General features: G+C 41.6%; 17 protein-coding genes. 4 read left to right on the forward strand and 13 right to left on the reverse strand.

Features of this window, described 5'->3' with window-relative positions:
* Positions 1–1,054: 1,054 nt before the first annotated feature.
* Together icd and citZ are read right to left on the reverse strand one after the other, a co-directional pair.
* A complete protein-coding gene (gene icd / locus P5G49_RS07305) occupies positions 1,055–2,314 on the reverse strand; it encodes an NADP-dependent isocitrate dehydrogenase (protein WP_301242826.1) in 1,260 nt (419 codons plus the stop codon).
* A gap of 108 nt (positions 2,315–2,422) precedes the next feature.
* The gene (gene citZ, locus P5G49_RS07310) at positions 2,423–3,538 is read right to left on the reverse strand and encodes a citrate synthase (protein WP_301242827.1); all 1,116 of its coding nucleotides are present in this window, start codon (positions 3,536–3,538) and stop codon (positions 2,423–2,425) included.
* A gap of 184 nt (positions 3,539–3,722) precedes the next feature.
* Here citZ and P5G49_RS07315 point away from each other — a divergent pair, with 184 nt between their 5' ends.
* Positions 3,723–4,694, forward strand: a complete 972-nt coding sequence (locus tag P5G49_RS07315; protein WP_301242828.1) for an AI-2E family transporter — start codon at positions 3,723–3,725, stop codon at positions 4,692–4,694.
* Here the strand turns inward: P5G49_RS07315 and P5G49_RS07320 are convergent.
* The 8 genes from P5G49_RS07320 to P5G49_RS07355 all read right to left on the reverse strand — a co-directional run bounded on the left by P5G49_RS07320 (position 4,684) and on the right by P5G49_RS07355 (position 14,628).
* Positions 4,684–5,070 carry an FxsA family protein gene (locus P5G49_RS07320; protein ID WP_301242829.1) on the reverse strand — a complete coding sequence of 129 codons (387 nt, stop codon included), beginning with the start codon at positions 5,068–5,070 and terminating at the stop codon, positions 4,684–4,686. The genes P5G49_RS07315 and P5G49_RS07320 overlap by 11 nt on opposite strands.
* A gap of 68 nt (positions 5,071–5,138) precedes the next feature.
* Positions 5,139–6,899 (reverse strand): pyruvate kinase, encoded by a 1,761-nt coding sequence (gene pyk / locus P5G49_RS07325; RefSeq protein WP_301242830.1) that lies wholly within the window; start codon positions 6,897–6,899, stop codon positions 5,139–5,141.
* 28 nt (positions 6,900–6,927) lie between these two features.
* Positions 6,928–7,890: a 6-phosphofructokinase gene (gene pfkA, locus P5G49_RS07330; RefSeq protein ID WP_301242831.1), complete on the reverse strand. Its 963-nt coding sequence runs from the start codon at positions 7,888–7,890 to the stop codon at positions 6,928–6,930.
* Between the two features lie 70 nt (positions 7,891–7,960).
* A complete protein-coding gene (locus tag P5G49_RS07335) occupies positions 7,961–8,914 on the reverse strand; it encodes an acetyl-CoA carboxylase carboxyltransferase subunit alpha (protein ID WP_301242832.1) in 954 nt (317 codons plus the stop codon).
* Positions 8,907–9,779, reverse strand: coding sequence for an acetyl-CoA carboxylase, carboxyltransferase subunit beta (gene accD / locus P5G49_RS07340; protein WP_301242833.1), 873 nt, complete (start codon positions 9,777–9,779; stop codon positions 8,907–8,909). Before accD ends, P5G49_RS07335 begins: the two co-directional genes overlap by 8 nt.
* On the reverse strand, positions 9,779–10,423 hold the full coding sequence (locus P5G49_RS07345) for a FadR/GntR family transcriptional regulator (RefSeq protein ID WP_301242834.1): 645 nt from the start codon (positions 10,421–10,423) through the stop codon (positions 9,779–9,781). The genes accD and P5G49_RS07345 overlap by 1 nt, the downstream gene beginning before the upstream one ends.
* Before the next feature lie 175 nt (positions 10,424–10,598).
* Positions 10,599–13,676 carry a DNA polymerase III subunit alpha gene (locus tag P5G49_RS07350; RefSeq protein WP_435877195.1) on the reverse strand — a complete coding sequence of 1,026 codons (3,078 nt, stop codon included), beginning with the start codon at positions 13,674–13,676 and terminating at the stop codon, positions 10,599–10,601.
* Between the two features lie 10 nt (positions 13,677–13,686).
* A complete protein-coding gene (locus tag P5G49_RS07355; protein ID WP_301242836.1) occupies positions 13,687–14,628 on the reverse strand; it encodes a DHH family phosphoesterase in 942 nt (313 codons plus the stop codon).
* A gap of 91 nt (positions 14,629–14,719) precedes the next feature.
* On the opposite strand from P5G49_RS07355, the gene P5G49_RS07360 reads away from it, so the two are divergent.
* Positions 14,720–15,040 (forward strand): YtpI family protein, encoded by a 321-nt coding sequence (locus P5G49_RS07360; protein ID WP_301242837.1) that lies wholly within the window; start codon positions 14,720–14,722, stop codon positions 15,038–15,040.
* Between the two features lie 73 nt (positions 15,041–15,113).
* On the opposite strand, the gene P5G49_RS07365 is transcribed toward P5G49_RS07360, so the two are convergent.
* Positions 15,114–16,421: a DRTGG domain-containing protein gene (locus P5G49_RS07365; RefSeq protein ID WP_301242838.1), complete on the reverse strand. Its 1,308-nt coding sequence runs from the start codon at positions 16,419–16,421 to the stop codon at positions 15,114–15,116.
* A 175-nt stretch (positions 16,422–16,596) separates the two neighbouring features.
* Positions 16,597–17,277, reverse strand: coding sequence for a metal-dependent hydrolase (locus P5G49_RS07370; protein WP_301242839.1), 681 nt, complete (start codon positions 17,275–17,277; stop codon positions 16,597–16,599).
* A gap of 104 nt (positions 17,278–17,381) precedes the next feature.
* Between P5G49_RS07370 and P5G49_RS07375 the strand changes: the two genes are divergently transcribed.
* Positions 17,382–18,479, forward strand: coding sequence for a M24 family metallopeptidase (locus tag P5G49_RS07375; RefSeq protein ID WP_301242840.1), 1,098 nt, complete (start codon positions 17,382–17,384; stop codon positions 18,477–18,479).
* A gap of 38 nt (positions 18,480–18,517) precedes the next feature.
* Here the strand turns inward: P5G49_RS07375 and ald are convergent, their stop codons facing one another.
* A complete protein-coding gene (ald, locus tag P5G49_RS07380) occupies positions 18,518–19,630 on the reverse strand; it encodes an alanine dehydrogenase (RefSeq protein WP_301242841.1) in 1,113 nt (370 codons plus the stop codon).
* Between the two features lie 263 nt (positions 19,631–19,893).
* Between ald and P5G49_RS07385 the strand changes: the two genes are divergently transcribed.
* Positions 19,894–20,340 (forward strand): universal stress protein, encoded by a 447-nt coding sequence (locus tag P5G49_RS07385; RefSeq protein ID WP_301242842.1) that lies wholly within the window; start codon positions 19,894–19,896, stop codon positions 20,338–20,340.
* Positions 20,341–20,499: the final 159 nt, after the last annotated feature.

The raw sequence follows: 20,499 nt of genomic DNA on the forward strand, positions 1-20,499 counted from the left end.
CCACAATCGCGCCCGTTGACGATATAGTGTGTAACACGTTGATTTGCGCTCTATACGGTACGCTTTCCGAAGGGCGTGCCACCAAAAAGTGATTTTTCGCGGGTGGACTCCATAGTCGAAAAGTCACAAAACAACGATAACTCCGGTTATTTGATCGATAACTTTGTGAGTTTGACCGATAACTTGCGGAGATTGACCGATAAACTTGTGAATTTGACCGATAACACTTCGAAAGTGACCGATAACTCGCGGACGCGGCTATGCATTCTCTCCAAAAAACCACCCAACCGCGTCAAATGCTTTTGGCTAGGAACTCGTACGCCTGGAACAGAAAGCAACAGTTTAATTATGCCATTAAATGGCCCGTTAATTGAATAAGCCGATTTCTTATATCTCAATTTTAGCACAAAACCATTTGTTCCTTTCTACGTTTTCAGTTATTTTCAAAAAGCTCTTCAACCTCTTGTGAACAAACTTATTAGCAGTGAAATTAGCAAAGGCACACAAATTTATGTGCTGCTGTTAATTAGTTTCCCAATTGTATTGTTATTTCTATTGAAAATTGCTTTAAGCATTGATAAAACAACAAATCTTTTAACAGCCTAAACTAATTAGATATAGGTAACTCTAACGGCAGAACCCCGTTTACGTATCAGACAGACGGTCTTGAATCTATAGATAGTATCTCCATCTGTTTTAGTTGATTTGATTGTCATCTTATCCATCACCTCATCCATTTAATAGGAAACACCGTTGATTGTAGCTGAAGGCGGCGACTCCTGGGGAGCAGCGGGACAGGTGAGACCCCGCAGTGAAAGCCGTTACGAAGAACGGCTTTTGCGAGTAAAAGCGCAGCGTTACGAGCACCTGGGGTAGGATGCCTTAATTTCTGCAAAAACGCAGAAATTAAGGCAAATCGAACCCTTCGCTGTTCGATTGGCTCACCGCCCGCCCCCCCGGAAAGCGTCCGCCTGAAGCGGAAATCAATTTATTACTCTCTATAGATAATATAAAAACCGGGAAGCGTGGAAGCTTCCCGGTTTGTTTGGTTAAATTATAGGTTTTTGATTAGTTCATCTGCAAATTCAGATGTTTTTACTTCTGTTGCTCCGTCCATTAGACGTGCAAAGTCATACGTTACGACTTTAGAAGCGATTGTTTTTTCGATGGAAGCTGTGATCATATTCGCAGCTTCGTTCCAGCCCATATGCTCAAGCATCATAACACCGGAAAGCAATACGGAAGAAGGGTTTACCTTATCAAGGCCAGCATATTTTGGTGCTGTACCGTGAGTTGCTTCGAAAATTGCGTGGCCAGTCACATAGTTGATGTTCGCTCCTGGAGCAATTCCGATTCCGCCTACTTGTGCAGCAAGTGCATCAGAAATGTAGTCGCCGTTCAAGTTCATAGTTGCAACAACGTCAAACTCTTTCGGGCGAGTCAAGATTTGTTGTAGGAAGATATCAGCAATGGAATCTTTTACGATGATTTTACCAGCTGCTTCTGCGTCAGCTTGTGCTTTGTTTGCAGCGTCTGTGCCTTCAGCTTCTTTAATTTGATCGTATTGGTTCCATGTGAATACTTTGTCGCCGAATTCTTGTTCAGCCACTTCGTAACCCCAGTTTTTGAAAGCTCCTTCTGTAAACTTCATGATGTTGCCCTTATGGACAAGTGTCAAAGATTTACGGCCTTCTTTGATAGCGAAGTTTAGCGCACCACGTACAAGGCGTTTTGTGCCTTCTTCAGAAACTGGTTTGATTCCGATTCCTGAAGTTTCAGGGAAGCGGATGTTTTTAACGCCCATTTCATCTTGAAGGAATGCGATCAATTTATTAACTTCTTCTGTACCTTCTTTGTACTCGATACCAGCATAGATATCTTCTGTATTTTCACGGAAAATGACCATGTCACAATCTTCAGGTCGTTTAACCGGTGAAGGCACACCTTCGAAGTAACGTACTGGACGTAGGCAAGTATATAGATCCAATTCTTGACGAAGAGCAACGTTCAATGAACGGAATCCACCACCGATTGGTGTAGTTAATGGACCTTTAATCGCGATTAGGTACTCATCGATTGTGTCAAGAGTTTCTTGAGGTAGCCATTCGCCAGTTTCATTGAATGCTTTTTCTCCAGCAAGAACTTCTTTCCATTCGATTTCCTTTTTGCCATCGTATGCTTTTTCAACAGCCGCTTCAAGTACTCGTGAAGCTGCATGCCAAATATCAGGACCTGTACCGTCACCAATGATGAAAGGGATTGTTGCTTTGTCTGGAACGTTTAGAACGCCGTCAGTTACTGTGATTTTTGCCATTTTGTTATTCCTCCGTTTCATGATGAGAGGGCTGGTATAGATCTATACCGCCCCGTGTATTACATGTTCAACTGTCCGATAGAATATCTATCAAGGAATTTTTAAAAGTTATCGCTCATTGATCGGTACATATTTTTGCATACCTGGTCCGACATATTCCGCACGTGGACGAATCAGCCTGTTATTGGAGTATTGCTCCAAAATATGCGCTGTCCAACCGGACATACGGGAGACCGCAAAAATCGGTGTGAATAAATCATGATCGATACCAAGTGAATGATATACCGAAGCTGAATAGAAATCAACGTTCGGAGGCAAATTCTTCTCGCCTGTCACAATTGACTCGATTTTTTCAGACATGTTATACCACTTTTCTTCACCGCGTAGTGCTGTCAACTTCTTCGACATTGCACGAAGGTGTTTTGCACGCGGGTCACCTTTTCTATAGACACGGTGGCCAAAGCCCATGATTTTTTCTTTATTATCAAGTTTTTCTCTAATATATGATTCTACATTTTCTTCAGATCCTATTTCCATCAGCATCTTCATAACTTGCTCATTCGCTCCACCATGAAGTGGGCCTTTTAGAGCTCCGATAGCTGCCGTCACGCCCGAATAAATGTCGGAAAGAGTAGCTACACAAACACGTGCAGTGAATGTGGAAGCGTTTAACTCGTGGTCAGCGTGGAGAACTAAAGCTTTGTCGAATGCCTCGATAGCAATTTCTTCCGGCTCTTCGCCTGTTAACATATAAAGGAAATTTGCTGCGTAACCAAGCTCTGCTTTAGGCGCAACAGGCTCTTGTCCTTTGCGGATACGGGAAAATGCAGTAACAACAGTTGCAACTTTCGCTTGTAATTTAATAGCTTTTTCATAGTTTGCCTCATCGGACATATCTTCAGCTTTTTCGTCGTATAATCCAAGAAGTGAGATTGCAGATCGCAATGCAGCCATTGGGTGCACATCACCTATTGGATATGTTTTAAAATGATTAAGTACTTCTTGAGGAATTGACATATTGTCTGCAAGTTGCTTCTTCAATTCAGCAAGCTCGTCCTCTTTCGGTAAACGTTGGTGCCATAAGAGATAAACAACTTCTTCAAAACTTGCATTTTCTGCGAGGTCATCGACATCGTAACCAACGTATGTAAGGGAGTCATCAATAATGGAACTGATGGCGGACTGTGTAGCTACGATTCCTTCCAAACCTTTTGATGCTGTCATTTAAATCGCTCCTTCAGTCAATTTTGCCTACTATCTACAACAAAATCTTGTGAATCTAGGCAAATCTACTTTTTATTTAGTACTGCCTGAAACGCTTACATGACCATTATAAGCAAATAGTACAGCTTTGTGAATGGAAACGCTTGTTTTCGCAGAAAAATAATTTATGAAGGATGAAACATTGTTGAAAAACCGCATTAAACAGCAACCTTTCCAATCATTGGCATTGCAATGGATTCCTGCAATTATCGCCGCCATCTTACTCTTTATGGTTCCTCCAGTCGGCGTGGCAATTATTATCGCTTACTTTACCGCTCCCATCTTAACGGCCATAAGAACTATGACACGCCTTCCTTTAACGTTAGCCACACTCTTTGTTATGCTTTCAATCCTATTCATTTTCAGTACGTTTTCATTTATCGCTTTACAAGGCTTGATGGATACAATTCCACTTGTAGAGCAACATCTTGCTCAGTACACTGGGAAGACTGATTTAACGGGAAAAGTTTTTTCATTTCTTGAAGAAAAGTTTGTCGAATATGGACATGCATTGTTAGAATATGCCATCTCATTTACGGCGTCATTGTTCCAGAGAATATTCAGTCTCTTTATTTTTCTTGTTGCCTATTTCTTTGCTTTACGTGAATCAGGTAAGAATCGGTTTTGGTTTTTAATTTATTTCCCAAATCGGATGCGCGCTTCCGCCAAGAGAATATTCACAAAATCAGGTGAATTGATTGGCACGTTCTTTTTTGTAGAGGCAAGGCTGTTCCTACTAACGTTTATTGTTCTATGTGTCGGGTTTTCTTTCCTTGGCTTTGAATCTCCTATCGGAAGCGCATTCCTTGTCTCGCTCGTTGACAGTCTGCCTCTATTAGGAATCGGACTGTTTTTAATCCCGATGTCTGCGTTCTTTCTCTATTCAAACCAATTATTCATCGGAATTTCCTTAATCCTTCTCTATATTTTCGTAATCACGACAAGACAATTGGCTGAATCTTATATGTGGGCCTCTGCTTTTCGAGTAAAACCCATACACGCGTTCTTTATAACGGTCTGCTCATTTTATCTTTTCGGGCTCGCTGGCATACTATTAACACCGTTTCTTCTTTTTGCAGCCCTTAAACTGAAAAAAAACCCGTATTTCACCGGATAATAATCTGTCCGTTTTTCATTTTTTTGTAAATCCATTTGACGATAAAAGGACGTATCATATTTCTTGGCCATTTCAATAGAAGCAATAACCCCACTATATCTGTGATGAAGCCAGGCATGATCAAAAGTATTCCACCAATGAATATACAAACGCCATCAATAACAGCATTACCCGGTGTCTCCATCGCAGCCATTCGATCACGTAAATCTTTCCAAGCTTTAAGTCCTTGTCTTTTAGCCAAGTAGGCCCCTCCGACTCCTGTTGCAATGATCAGGAATATCGTTGGTCCAACCCCAAGAGTCTTACCTGAGTAGAGGAGCAATGCAATTTCAGCCGTAGGTATGAGAATAAAAGCAAAAATTAGCCATCTCATCATTAAAACAACTCCATTCCTAAAAAGGCTGCCTTCGAGAGGAATCGAAAGTCAGCCTTTTTGATTGAGAATTATAATACTCTTGCATGTCCATTGTAGATTACACCAGACTCAGCATCCATAGTAATCTCTTGTCCGCTGTTAATTACTTCGGTCGCTTTTTCAACACCTACTATGACAGGGATTCCGAGACTCAAGCCAACTACAGCCGCATGACTCGTCAGTCCAGCTTCTTCAGTAATCAATCCTGCACATTTTTCAATCGCAGGCATCATATCCCGATCAGATGAATTGGTGACAAGAATTTTACCTTCCATGTTATGAATCAATGCTTCTTTTGCATTTCTTGCAACGACTGCTTCACCAAACGCAACAGATTTTCCAATCCCCTGACCTCGGGCAAGCATATCGCCGATAACATGGATTTTCATAAGATTCGTAGTACCTGCCTCACCAACAGGAACACCTGCCGTTATAATTACGACATCACCATGAGTAACATATTGATGCTTAACACTCTCTTCGACAGACTCTTGTAAAATCTCGTCGATGGAATGGACTCTCTCCCCAATAATTGGATAAATTCCCCAAACGAGAGTTAACTTTCTGGAGCATTCCTCAGAGGCGGTAATTGCGATTACGGGACAACCTGGTCGGTATTTAGCGATCATTTTTGCGGTTTGTCCACTTTCGGTTGGTGCTAATACCGCTTTTACATTTAGATTGATAGCTGTATAGGCAGCCGCTTGACCTATTGACTCTGTCATATTTCCTTGCTTTTCACGACGACGCGTCGATACGACCGAACGATAATCGACAGCTCCCTCTGCAGTGCGTGCAATGCGATCCATCGTACGGACTGATTCTACAGGATAAAGACCCGCCGCTGTCTCACCCGAAAGCATGATTGCATCCGAACCATCCAAAATAGCGTTTGCGACGTCGCTTGCCTCTGCTCTTGTTGGTCGCGGATTACGTTGCATCGAATCTAACATTTGTGTAGCAGTAATGACCGGTTTTCCAACTTGATTACATTTTTCTATCATGTTTTTTTGTACAAGTGGAACTTCTTCGGCAGGAATTTCAACGCCAAGGTCTCCCCTTGCAACCATTAGACCGTCCGAGACATTCAAGATTTCATCTAAATTATCGACACCTTCTTGGTTTTCGATTTTAGGAATAATATGAATAGATGCACCGCCGTTTGTTTCAAGTAACTCCCGGATTTCCATAACATCCGAAGCGCGACGTACGAAGGATGCTGCTATAAAATCCACACCTTCTTCAATACCGAATAAGATGTCCTCTTGATCTTTTTCAGTGATACCAGGTAGTTGTACGGATACGCCTGGAACATTGACACCTTTTTTATCTTTCAAAATACCAGAGTTTACAACAATCGTACGAATCAGCCCATTTTCCTTATCCAAACCAACAACTTCAAGCTGGATCAGTCCATCATCCAAAAGTATGACTGAACCTTTGTCAACGTCTTCAATCAATTTATCATATGTAACAGAAAAGGCTTCGTCCGTCCCTTCCACTTCTGTCATCGAGATATCGATATGTTGCCCCGTTATCAATTCGACTTGTCCATTTTTCATGGAATGTGTACGAATTTCAGGCCCTTTCGTATCTAACAAAATCCCCACAACTTTTCCGGTTTTCCTCGATGCTTCCCGGATAGCCGAAATTCGGGCTCTGTGCTCTTCATGTGATCCGTGAGAAAAGTTCAACCGTGCTACGTTCATTCCTGCCTCGATCAGTTGCTCAAGTATTTCTGGTGATTCACTAGCTGGTCCAATGGTACAAACAATCTTTGTCTTTCTCATTACAATACGCCCTTTCATATTGTTCTTCTTAAATCGACAATTCTTTTGACAATTTGTATAATTCCATATCTAAGGAGTGGTCTGTTGGTTTAAATACCACTTCTAAATCATAGTCTACCACCACATTGTTTTGCATACCAATTGCAACACTACCTCGCCCTTCATGCAATACTTCTACAGCCCTTGCCCCATACTGACTTGCAATGACCCGATCCCTTGCAGATGGCGAACCTCCACGTTGAATATGCCCTAAAACGGAAACCCTTGTTTCGATCCCAGCTTTTTCTGATAATAATTCTGACAAGCCCGAGCCTGACATGACCCCTTCAGCAACAATGATAATACTATGCTTTTTCCCACGACCTGTACCGCTTTGTAACCGTTTTATGATCTCATCCATATTAAAACCTGCTTCTGGAATGAGAATTGTTTCTGCCCCTCCAGCCAATCCAGCCCAGAGTGCAAGGTCTCCAGCATCTCTGCCCATCACTTCTATGATGAAAGTACGTTCATGAGAAGTCGCTGTATCTCGGATTTTATCAATGGCGTCAATGACAGTATTTAATGCCGAATCAAACCCGATTGTGAATTGGGTTCCATTAATGTCGTTATCAATAGTAGCTGGTACACATGCACATGGAATACCTAATTTAACCAATTCATATGCTCCCCTGAATGATCCATCGCCACCGATAACAACAAGCCCATCAATTCCGTGCAATTTCAATTGACGAACCGCTTTGATACGACCTTCCTCAGTCATAAACTCCTCCGAACGGGCAGATCTTAGCATTGTTCCTCCACGTTGAATAATATCACCGACGGAACCTAATTGTAGTTGTTCGATCTTCCCTTGAATCAGCCCTTGATATCCGTTGAATATACCACAGACCTCAAGACCATCATGGATGGCCTTACGAACAACAGCACGAACTGCAGCATTCATGCCCGGTGCGTCTCCTCCGCTTGTTAAAACGCCGATTTTTTTCAACAAGAACACCCCTTGGTATGTATTTCATAAAAGGCGAAAAAGATGCGAAAACAATCGCATCCTTCCTTATTCATTCGGTAAATACGCCTAAGTTTCTATATTTGGAGTACCGATCCTCTATCAAGCTTTCTCCATCCATTCCCTCAAACGCAGCCAAAGAATTTCTAAGAGCCTCTCGTATAAATTCAGACTGTTTTTTAGGATCGCGATGGGCTCCTCCCATCACTTCAGGGATGATATCATCAATTATACCCATTTCTTTAAGATGTGGTGCAGTGATTTTCATCGCTTCGGCCATCTGCTTTGCAAGTGAGGCATCTCTCCAAAGAATAGAAGCTGCCCCTTCAGGTGAAATAACCGAACACCATGAATTCTCAAGCATTAGAAACTGATTGGCCACGCCGATTGCAAGCGCACCACCACTCGCTCCCTCACCAATTACAATTGAAATAACAGGTACTTTTAGTCCAGCCATTTCAACAAGATTACGGGCAATGGCTTCACTTTGCCCACGTTCCTCTGCTGCTTTTCCTGGGTAAGCCCCTTTTGTATCAATCAGGCAAATGATTGGGCGTTGGAACTTTTCAGCCTGCTTCATTAACCGCAACGCTTTACGGTATCCATCTGGGTGAGGCATACCAAAGTTCCTTTTAAGATTTTCCTTTGTATCTCTACCACGTTGTTGACCAATAATCGTCACAGGTTTATTGTCAAAGAAACCAATACCGCCAACAATGGCAGCATCGTCTCCGAATACCCGATCCCCATGGAACTCAATAAAATCTTCGAATAATTCGCCGATGTAATCGAGCGATGTAGGACGTTCTGGATGTCTTGCTACCTGTACACGTTCCCAAGGATCCATATTCTCATATATATCTTCTTCAAGGTTCTTTAAACGGATTTTAAGGTTTTCAATTTCTTTTGACAAATCGACCTCTGATGAATTTGTAAATTCCTCTAATTCTTTAATTTTCTCACGTAGTTTAATGATTGGTTCTTCAAACGTTAGTGTCTTACTCATGTACCTTTTCCTCCCTAACATGAAGTCGAATAATCTTGGAAAGAGTCTCTTTCATTTTTTCCCTGTGAACAACAGCATCTAACTGACCATGATTTAATTGGAATTCCGCTGTTTGGAAATCATTCGGCAACTTTTCCCTAACAGTCTGCTCAATAACACGTCTACCTGCAAAGCCAATTAACGCTTTTGGCTCCGCTATATTGATATCTCCTACGGATGCAAAACTTGCCGAGACACCGCCTGTTGTGGGATACGTCATCACGGAAATAAATAACAATCCTCTCTCAGAGTGACGTTTTAGTGCCACACTTGTTTTCGCCATCTGCATTAACGATAAAATACCCTCCTGCATCCTGGCACCGCCACTTGCTGAAAATATAATGATGGGTAGACCTAAATCGGTTGCTTTTTCCACAGCACGTGTTATCTTTTCACCGACAACTGAACCCATGGAACCCATGCGGAAATGTGAATCCATAATGGCAGCTGCAACTTCAATTCCGCCAATTTTTCCAGTACCGGTCAATACAGCCTCATTCAGCCCAGTCTGTTCCTTATCAGACGCCACTTTCTCCATGTAAGACGGAAAATTCAATGGATTCTCGGTCTTCAAATGATTATCCATGGATTCAAAAGTATCCTCGTCAAATAAGCATTCCACGCGCTCCCATGCAGTCATTTTGAAATGATGGTCGCATTTCGGGCATACTTTGGCTGTTTTCATTAGATCTTTAGTTAAGATGATTTCTTTACATTCTGGACATTTGGTCATGATTCCTTCAGGTACGTCATTTTTAGCTTCCGCTGAAGGTATCGTTATTGCTTGCTTCCTTTTATGCTTTGTAAAAAGTTCTCGGATCATCATTATTCTTCCCCCTCAATTTCTTCAATCCATCGTTCATATGCGTTCAACGCCTCGAAAACGTGACCTTCAATCAATTGTTCAAGCAATGTACTTACAATTTGATTTTCCTTCACTTCAGTCATTTTCCCATAAGGAACTCTGCTATATTGTTTCAATAAAAACCAGATTTTCAACGATAATCGGTTATCCGTCGCTACAATCATTTCCCGGACAATATCTTCTCTTAATACCGAACCTTCTTCAGCCAACTTCATTAAAAGGCTTTTCCAAACAGGTAATTTCTGCTTTCGGGAATCACTACATATTGATTGGATAGCCGCCTTTTCGTGGATAATTCGAGTATCTCTTGCATCCTTGGCAGAACCGGTCTGCTGCATAATGAATGGAGATAGGACCTCAACAAGCTGATGTTTTTTGAAATCGGCTAGAAAAGTACCTTCTCCTCGTCGTGTTTCAATTAGTCCCAATAGCTCAAGACTTCGTAGTGCTTCGCGGACAGTCGATCTTCCTACTTGGAGACGCTCGGCTAATACGCGTTCAGACGGTAATTTGTCACCAACCTCTATGCCTTCCGCCTTGATCATGAGCCTCAGTTCTCCTACTATATCAAGAAACATCTTAGATGTTGGTTTTGTATTTTGCATACGGGCCCCGCCCCTTTAGGTATTTCATCGTTCGAAAAGTGGTCTGACCACTCATGTCTATAAGCATACAGAAAAATGGGGTTTGCGTAAAGCAATTTTAAGGAAAAATGGCTATAAAAATAATAAAACAGGTAAGGGATAGCATTTGCTTTCCTTTACCTGTTTAACCGTAAATCTAAATTCTATTTACATTTTGTACAAGCAATTGGGTTTGGCCATTTCGTTTTTCCATTGTTCCGGCAAGTTGTACCATAGCAAGTTCTTGTAAATGAACGTTGGTTATGGCGTATTGTTTAGGAAATATTGTGCAGGATAGTTCGCCGGTTTCGTCTTGAAGAGTTAGGAAAGCCATTGCTTCACCTTTTTTAGTACGTATGCGTTTGATTTCTCGAATTAAGCCTGCGACTTTCAACATACTTTTTTCCTTAGCAAACGAAACGTCAACAAGGTCCACAACTTGTTCACCCAACTGCTTTTTCATCTCCAATGCCGGATGCTCTGACAAATAGAATCCTAACACTTCGCGTTCGTATTCCAACATTGCGAATCGAGGCATAGTTCCGCCTGGAGTGTATTTTGGTTTCGCGATGGAGAAAATGATATCATGAAGCAGATCACCCTCTTCTTCTGAGCCGATAAACATTGCATGGTTGCGGGCCGCTTCGATGGAGGCTAACAGCACGGATCTGTTTTCTCCAAATTCATCAAGAGCTCCTGCTTTTATTAATGGGACTAGTGCCTTTTCAGTGAAATGAGTTCCTCCGATTGCAGCTGAAAAATCAAACAAGGACTTCCAACCACCTGCTGTTCGCGCAGACTTTACAATATTATAAAATGATGGCGTCACGCCTTTAATGGCACCAAGTCCAATTCGAATCGCGCCATTTTCAACGATATGTGAAAACTTGCTTCTTTGGATTGATGGTGGAAGGATTTTAATCCCTTTTCTTCGTATTTCATGAATGTACTCCATCATTTTATCTTGGTTCCCTGTTGTTAAGGACAATAAAGCTGCGTAAAAGTATTCGGGTTCATTCGCCTTAATGAAAGCCAATTGGTAGGAAATTAAAGAGTATGCCACGGCATGGCTTTTCGGGAATCCATAGTCCGCAAATTTAACGATTAAATCATAGATTTCACTGGCCGACTTTTCAGGGAAATTATTATTTACTGCACTCTTGACGAAATGTTCTCTTTCCTGCCTTAAAATCTCCCTTTTTTTCTTACTAACGGCTCTTCGCAAAAGGTCTGCTTCAGCCATTGAAAATCCTGCAATCCGTACGGCTATTTGCATGATTTGCTCCTGATAGACGATGATTCCTTCTGTCTCGCTCAAAATCGGCTCAAGTTGCGGGTGAATATATTGGATTTTTTCATTATTATTCTTTCTTCTGCTATAAAGTGGGATGTTTTCCATCGGGCCGGGACGATATAATGCGTTTATTGCATAGATATCACTGAATTCATCGGGTTTTATAAGCCTTAGGGCGTCTCTCATTCCGTCAGATTCAAACTGAAATACTCCAGTCATATCCCCTTCTCTGAATAATTCAAAGGTCTTTTGATCATTTAAAGGAATGTCTTCGTAATTCAACACGACTCCCCGATCATGCTCAAGCATGGATTTGATCCGATCCATCAGTGTCAGATTTCGTAAACCAAGAAAGTCCATTTTCAATAAGCCAACTTCTTCAACATCTCCCATCGCCCATTGCGTCAAATAGATATCTTCTGAGCCATTTTGAAGAGGAACTGTTTCGACAAGCGGCACTGGCGAAAGGATGACGCCAGCTGCGTGGGTGGAAGCATTTCTCGGTAACCCTTCCAGAGCTTTAGCTGCTTGGAACCATTTGTTCCGAATAGGGTCCATGGCAATCCAATCTTGAAGCGCTTTAGATTGTTTAACGGAGTCTTCTAGTCTTTTGCTATGACCTTCTTGTATTTGTTTTGATAGAAATGCCATTTCCTCGTTTGAAAAATTAAATACCCTCGCAACATTCCGGGCAACAGATTTGGCTGATAAGGTGCCGAAAGTGATGATTTGTGCAACATTTGATTTACCATACTTTTTTGCAACATACTCGATCACTTCAGAGCGACGGTTATCTGCAAAGTCGATATCGATATCGGGCATTGTAATTCTTCCTGGGTTCAGGAATCGTTCAAATATAAGTCCGTATTTGATCGGATCCACGTCTGTAATACCGAGTGAATAAGCGACAAGTGAACCCGCGGAAGACCCCCTTCCTGGACCTGTAAGGATACCTTGCTCCCTTGAAAAGCGCATGAAATCCTCGACAATTAGAAAGTAATCGGAAAACCCCATCGTTTCGATGATTTCAAGTTCATAATGCATTCTTTCCAAATAGGTTGCGTTTGCAGCGCTAAGTCTTCCCCGCAACCCTTCCTCACACTGTTTTTTTAACAATGAAGCTGAGGTAACGCCCTCGGGAACTGGAAATGCGGGCATTTGGGAATGACTTGGCGGCAATTCAGCATTGCAGGACAGCATAATCTCTGACATATTTTCAATCCAGTCTTGATGATCTGAAAACCATTGCTGGAACTCTTCCTCTTCAGGGAGATAAGCATCATAGATTCTGTTTTTTGGTCTGGATGGATCATTCAACTTATAACCGGATTGAATAGCAGTAGCAACTTCAAAAGCGAAGGCATCCTCTTTCACCAAATACCTTGACTCATGGAACGCTGTAATCGTTATTCCTGTTGTCTCACTAATCTCCTGAATCTCTTTTTCAGCTGGATGAATGACCCCCCCTGGCCTTGATACACCCATGTAAACCGTTCGGCATGCATTTCCGATAAGCTCTACGTAGTCAACAGATCGGTAAGTCTCCCACGATTGGTCAGTCAATGGGCAAATTAGGACACAGCCTTCACTGTAAGCCTGCAGCCATTTCAGCGGAAGTGTTTCCTGTTCCCTTGTCGCCATCGCACTGCTGATTTTAAGTAGATTGCCATATCCCTTATCATCTTTTGCATAGGCAAATAGAAGGACATCTGCTCCTTCCTCAATTTCAAGACGAATTGACAGGCCGATAACTGGATGGATATCGTATTTCTTCATTACTTTACAAAATGAACGTACGCCGTACATTTTCGAATTGATGATTCCTACGGATTTAGCCCCTCTCCTTTTCAGAAGGGGGGCTAACTGATCGAGTTTAATAATCCCGCGCAATAGATCTGCGCCAGTTACAATTTGTGGATAGACAAGAACCAATGACAACACCTCCGACCGGTTAATGTGCCGCGCATAATTCTTTCAATTTTGCAATGATCTCGTCTGCTTCTTCCCATGTGTGAACGGAGGCACCTGATGCCAACGGATGTCCTCCGCCATTATACTCAGCGGCTAATTTATTGATGATTGGACCCTTCGAGCGTAGACGAACTCGTATCTGGTCATCTTCTTCAACAAAAATAACCCATGCACATATTCCTTTTACATCGCCAAGAGCACCGACAAGTTGAGAAGTTTCGCTAACAGATACGTTATATTCAGTTAAAATCGACTGATTGATTTTAATGAAAGCTGATCCATTTTCATCAATCGTGAAATTTTGATACATATATCCTTTTAAATGTAGTAGCCTGCGATCCTCTTCATACATTTCAGCAAAAAGGCGAGTTCGATCGAAATTGTACTTAATTAGACTGCTTGCAATTTCAAACGTCCTTACTGTTGCACTGGGAAAGAGGAAGCGACCGGTATCCCCGACAATTCCAGCGTAGAGCAGACGTGCGCATTCATCCGACATCTTCCATCCATAGTGTTCCCTGCCTTCCTCGAATAGAAGATAAATCATTTCTGAAGTGGAGCTGGATTCTGTATCAATCCATCTTAAATCCCCATACGGGTCGACGTTTGGATGGTGATCGATTTTCAATATGAACGAACCATTCAAGTAATTTTCCGCATCAATCCGCTCGGTATTTCCGGTATCCGTAATGATTACAAGAGCATTATCATAATCAGAAGAGCTTACTTCATCTTGATTAGCCAAATAGGATAGCATCTCATCATGGGTTCCCGATGCATAGACTTGTTTGTCGGGATAGTTAGTTTTTATCAATTCCTTCAATCCTACTTGAGATCCGTATGCATCTGGATCTGGTCTGACATGCCGATGGATTATAATTTTGTCATACTTTTCAATTGTGTCGATGATTTGTCTTTTCAATTTCTGTTTCCTCCGCGTTTTAATGATTTTTAGTCGCAATCTTAAAAATAAGCCGCTACAATGGAAGAAGTTCTTTGATGGAGGCCTTTATATGAAAACTATAAATTTCTTTTTAGTCTTTTTTATTGTAGCATCTGGTGTTTTTTATTTTTATTTTAAAACTCGTCAATTCAGGACAAGTTATGTATTTCCAATTCGAAAAAAAATGTTTGCGAGCAAAGCTGGATCCTTCTTGGGCGGACTCCTTCTTTTCTTTGGAATCAATCAGCTTATTCTATTTCAAGGAACTACTACCTATTTAGTTTCTGGCTTATTCATCGTATTTGGTGCATATATCATCTTTTTCAATACGAAAGCAACAAAGCATTATAAACAATTTGTCGATGAAGAGACAAGATTGAACGAAAACTGATGCCTCAGCATCAGTTTTTTTGTTTTCCGTCTAGCTTTAGGTGGCAGCTAACCGTCTCCTGGAACATTTGTCATTATCGTTCGAACAACTGGTACATAACCATCGCTTTGGCGATTAATTCCGATTCCGAGAAAAGGTCGAAATCCACTTTAACGAATCTACGGCTCATATGAAGGATACGTGGCTCCACAGTGACTACGCTGCCAAGTTGGACGTGCTTAATGAAATAGATCGTCATGTTTTCAGGTACACTTTCACCGCGCTTACGCATTTTAATCGCCCGATTGCCGACATCTGTCAACAGTGTCGTCAACGCCCCGTATGATAAGGATCCGAATTGATTTGTCATTTGTGGAACGACAGTGAATTCAACATTTTGAGGGTGATCAGGTACAGCCTTCATTTGGCCCTTGACGATGTCATCTATTTTCTCACCTTGTTGTGGTTGCCTTTGTGTCATTTGAAATGCCTTCAATACATCCTGTCTACTAATGATACCTTCCAATATTCCACTATCACTAACAACCGGCATTAAGTCGATACCTTCCCAAATCATGCTATGTCCCGCCGAAGCGACACTTGTTTTACCACTTACCGTTATCGGATGTTGAGTCATCACTTTTTCAATGAGATCTGATTCATGCTTTCCTACAGCATCCCGCGAAGTAACGATTCCAATCAATTTACCGTTTTTTTCAATAACGGGATACCCGGAATGAGCCGTTTTTTGATTCACTTCATTAAAATGACCTACATTGTCCTTTGGGAAGAAAGTGATTGTCTCTTCAAGTGGAGTCACAATATCCTCAACAAGTAAAATTTCCTTTTCTATCAATTGATCATAAATAGCCCGGTTCAACATTGTTGCAACGGTGAATGTATCGTAGCTGGATGAGATGATAGGCAAATTCAATTCATTTGCAAGCTTTTTTGCTTCATCAGCAACATCAAACCCCCCGGTGACGAGCACCGCCGCTCCTGCGCTTAATGCAAGCTCATGAGCCCTTGGTCTGTTTCCGACAATCAGCAAGCTTCCTGCATCTATGTATCGTCTCATATCCTCAAGTTGCATGGCTCCAATAACAAATTTAGTTAATGTTTTATGAAGCCCATCGCGTCCTCCAAGAACTACCCCATCAACAATATTGACAACCTCTGCAAAAGTGAGCCGTTCGATATTCTCCTTCTTTTTCTTTTCGATACGGATTGTTCCCACTCGCTCAATTGTATTGACGAGCTTCTGATTTTCAGCTTCTTTTATAGCCCGATATGCCGTGCCCTCACTAACTGACAAAGCTTTTGCAACTTGCCGGACAGAAATTTTTTCGCCGACCGCTAACCCTTCGATATAGCGTAAGATCAATTCATGTTTAGTCGACATCTTTTCACCTTTTTCTCTTTTTACCTATCCTTATTTTAACATAAATCAAAAAGAATAGCGTTTTCAGAGGCATGACCGAAATTTGAATAGAGTAAAAAACCGATTCGGAACAAGTACTCACTGTCCGAATCGGCTAGTATTCTACGTATAGACTTCGGGCGCCCTACGTTTTTGTTTATAATTCGATTGATTCTCCGGCTTTCATAATGTTCACTTTATGAGAAGTTACAAGATCCTTAAAGTTATGCGGATTTTGCCTGATTGGCGGGAAGGTATCGTAATGGACCGGTACAACAAGTTTTGGGTTTAACATTTCTACTGCAATCGCTGCGTCTTCCGGACCCATTGTGAAATTATCCCCAATCGGAAGGAAAGCCACGTCAATTGCATGACGTTTTCCTATTAACTCCATATCCCCGAAAAGGGATGTATCTCCGGCATGGTAAATCGTTTTACCTTCCGCGGTGAATAAGATCCCTGCTGGCATACCCGTATAGATGATTTCGTTTTCGTCTGTAGTGTAGGAAGAACTATGGAATGCTTGAGTGAATTTCACTGTTCCGAAATCGAACTCATTCTTGCCGCCAATATTCATGCCATGAACATTTAGCCCTTGCCAACCAAGGTATACCGCAAGTTCATTAGGCGCTACAATTAGCGGATTGGATTCTTTCGCGATGTCGATCGTGTCACCAACGTGGTCATTATGTCCATGCGTTAGCAATATGACATCAGGTGTCTGATCCGATGCCTTCAAGTCGGTCAATTCATTTCCAGTGATGAATGGGTCGATTAATATCGTCTTCCCATTAGTTTCAATTTTAACTACGGAATGTCCATGATAAGAAATTTTCATTTTTAAAATCCCCTCCATATGCGTTTATTTTATACATCTTTCGATTTTTAAACAAATAAACCTCTTTTTTGGTATGATAAAATTACTTACAGAGGAGGGTCAAAATGAAAAAGATTGATGACATTCAACAATTCTTGTTAGATGAAAATTTAGATGCAGCGTTCATTACAACTCCAGATAACGTTTTCTATGTTTCCGGATTCAAAAGTGAACCACATGAAAGAGTATTAGGCGTCATGGTATTCAAAGAAGCCGAACCATTTGTAATTTGTCCACTGATGGAAGTTCCTGATTTGAAGGCAAGCGGTTGGACATTCGAAGCCGTCGGACACCAAGATACGGAAGACGCTTGGGAAGTGCTTGCTACAGCCGCATTCAAAAGGAATGTTCCTCTACAAAAAATCGCTGTTGAAAAATCTCATTTAACAGTTGAGCGAATGGAACGTATGGTTGAGCTTTTTGAAGATGCAACATTTTCACGTCTCGATGAAAAACTAAATTCACTAAGAAACATTAAAAGTGAGGACGAGCTTGTAAAGCTGCGAAAAGCTGCGGAATTGGCTGATTATGCTATTGAGGTTGGTTGTAAGGAAATTGCTGAAGGTAAGACTGAACTGGAAATCCTTATGGCAATCGAGTTTGAGATGAAGCGAAAAGGCGCGGAAAAGATGTCATTCGATACGATGGTTCTATCAGGCCCGAAAACAGCCTCACCACATGGCAAGCCAGGTGATCGTAAAATCCAGAAAGGTGATTTCATTCTTTTCGACCTTGGTGTTGTTTATGAAGGCTATTGCTCCGATATTACAAGAACAGTCGCATTCGGAGAGCCTTCCGAAAAACAGCGTGAGATTTATGAAACAGTTAGAAAAGCTGAGCAGGCTGCAATCGATTTAGTCCGTCCGGGCGTGAAAGCACGTGACTTGGACAAAGCCGCAAGAGATGTAATTACGGATGCAGGATATGGCGAGTACTTCACCCATCGTCTTGGGCATGGTCTTGGTATTTCTGTTCATGAATTCCCATCTATTACGGGGACAAATGATCTTGAACTTCAAGAGGGCATGGTCTTTACAATTGAACCCGGAATTTATAACCCGGAAATTACAGGTGTCCGAATCGAAGATGACGTTGTCGTTACAGCTGACGGCGTTGAAGTATTAACGAAGTTCCCGAAAGAATTGAAAATCATCCAAGGATAAAAAAATGCTGTCCGGAATTTCCGGACAGCATTTTGTCATTACCCTAATAATTTTTCAGCTGGTACATATTCAAGGCCTTGTGCTTCTGCTACTGCCTTGTAAGTTACTTGACCTTCCAATGTATTGATTCCCTTTTGCAATGCAGGGTTGTCCAAGCACGCTTGTTTATATCCCTTATTTGCAATTTGCAACGCATATGGAACCGTAACGTTTGTCAATGCCATCGTTGAAGTCCGTGGAACTGCACCTGGCATATTCGCTACAGCATAATGGACGATACCATGCTTTTCATACGTTGGATTGTCGTGAGTCGTCACTCGATCTGATGTTTCAAAGATTCCGCCTTGGTCGATAGCAATATCGACAAGAACTGATCCCGGCTTCATCGATTTAACCATTTCTTCAGAAACCAATTTCGGTGCCTTCGCACCCGGAACTAATACACATCCGATAACAAGGTCAGACTCCTTTACCGATTCGGCGATATTGAAAGGATTAGAAACAAGTGTCTGAATGTCGTTTCCAAACATTTCATCCAATTGACGAAGTCGTTCAACTGATAAATCCAAGACAGTTACTTGAGCTCCCATACCAACTGCAATTTTCGCCGCATTTGTACCTGCTTGTCCCCCACCGATTACAGTTACTTTACCGCGTGATACACCAGGAACGCCTGAAAGAAGGATTCCTTTACCACCTTGAATTTTCTCGAGATATTGCGCACCGATTTGAGTAGCCATTCTTCCCGCCACTTCGCTCATTGGAGCTAATAACGGCAAAGAATTACCAACTTGTACGGTTTCGTAAGCGATTCCAATTACTTTGTTATCAAGCAATGCTTTAGTCAATTCCAATTCAGGAGCAAGGTGAAGATATGTGAAAAGAATTAACCCTTCACGGAAATAACCATATTCCGATGCAAGCGGTTCCTTTACTTTCATGACCATATCCGCTTCCCAAGCTTCACCCGCAGTTGCAACAATTTTCGCGCCCGCTTCGACATAATCTTCATCCGTAAAGCTCGATCCAAGACCTGCACCTGTTTCAATCAACACCTCATGTCCTGCAGATTTTAAGTTAAAAGCCCCTGCAGGCGTCATTGCAACCCGATTTTCATTATTCTTGATTTCTTTCGGAACACCTATGCGCATTTCTAATCCCCCTAAATTTAGATAATAAGTTGGTCCATTCGACACAAAAACGAAATGACCAATGTACAATTAATTCTATCAGATATTTTAATACATTGCTCAATTTTCTATTATAGTTAGAACCTTCAGTTTACCCGATCAGTAATCCCTTTTTTATTGCTGTGATATTTTTGTCGAATTTATCAGGATAAAAAAAGGGTAATTGTGATTTTTGTAGAATATAATAAGTATGTAAGAAAAATCTACAGGATGGAGTGAAGGACATGGTACTAAAATATGACCAAATTATTGTGGCTGTTGATGGATCCAAGGAATCTAAATGGGCTTTCAAAAAAGCAGTGGGCATAGCTCAGCGAAACAATGCTACCTTGAATTTGGTGAATATCATCGACACACGTTCTTATGCAGCTGTAGAGGCATATGATCGGTCCATCGCTGAACGTGCTCAGAAATTCGCCGAGGAATTGCTTACTGAATATAAGCAAGAAGCCGAAGTTGCCGGCTTGCAAAAAGTGAACATCATCGTAGAATACGGCTCCCCTAAAACAATGATTTCCCGTGAAATTTCGAAAAAAATCGAGGCAGACCTTATTATTTGCGGAGCAACCGGCCTGAATAAAGTAGAACGCTTCTTAATCGGCAGCGTGTCAGAAAGCATTGTTCGCTCATCATCATGCGACGTCCTTGTTGTACGAACGCCGGAGGAATAATATATATTAGGGGCTGTCCAGAAAGTCAGTGAAACTGACCTTTCGTGACAGCCTATTAAATTACCCGTGTTGATTTGCGCTTCAGGCGGACGCTTTCTTACCTGTAGTCAAGTGTTTACCTAAATTATCTTTCAATATAAAACAAAATTAATGGACATT

It is taken from the genome of Sporosarcina highlanderae, assembly GCF_030433715.1.
Lineage (GTDB): Bacteria > Bacillota > Bacilli > Bacillales_A > Planococcaceae > Sporosarcina > Sporosarcina highlanderae.

Coding starts and splice junctions, on each gene's coding strand:
- icd (WP_301242826.1), bottom strand. CDS start 2,314: ATGGCAAAAATCACAGTAACTGACGGCGTTCTAAACGTTCCAGACAAA.
- citZ (WP_301242827.1), bottom strand. CDS start 3,538: ATGACAGCATCAAAAGGTTTGGAAGGAATCGTAGCTACACAGTCCGCC.
- P5G49_RS07320 (WP_301242829.1), bottom strand. CDS start 5,070: ATGATGAGATGGCTAATTTTTGCTTTTATTCTCATACCTACGGCTGAA.
- pyk (WP_301242830.1), bottom strand. CDS start 6,899: ATGAGAAAGACAAAGATTGTTTGTACCATTGGACCAGCTAGTGAATCA.
- P5G49_RS07335 (WP_301242832.1), bottom strand. CDS start 8,914: ATGAGTAAGACACTAACGTTTGAAGAACCAATCATTAAACTACGTGAG.
- accD (WP_301242833.1), bottom strand. CDS start 9,779: ATGATGATCCGAGAACTTTTTACAAAGCATAAAAGGAAGCAAGCAATA.
- P5G49_RS07345 (WP_301242834.1), bottom strand. CDS start 10,423: ATGCAAAATACAAAACCAACATCTAAGATGTTTCTTGATATAGTAGGA.
- P5G49_RS07360 (WP_301242837.1), top strand. CDS start 14,720: ATGAAAACTATAAATTTCTTTTTAGTCTTTTTTATTGTAGCATCTGGT.
- P5G49_RS07365 (WP_301242838.1), bottom strand. CDS start 16,421: ATGTCGACTAAACATGAATTGATCTTACGCTATATCGAAGGGTTAGCG.
- P5G49_RS07370 (WP_301242839.1), bottom strand. CDS start 17,277: ATGAAAATTTCTTATCATGGACATTCCGTAGTTAAAATTGAAACTAAT.
- P5G49_RS07375 (WP_301242840.1), top strand. CDS start 17,382: ATGAAAAAGATTGATGACATTCAACAATTCTTGTTAGATGAAAATTTA.
- ald (WP_301242841.1), bottom strand. CDS start 19,630: ATGCGCATAGGTGTTCCGAAAGAAATCAAGAATAATGAAAATCGGGTT.
- P5G49_RS07385 (WP_301242842.1), top strand. CDS start 19,894: ATGGTACTAAAATATGACCAAATTATTGTGGCTGTTGATGGATCCAAG.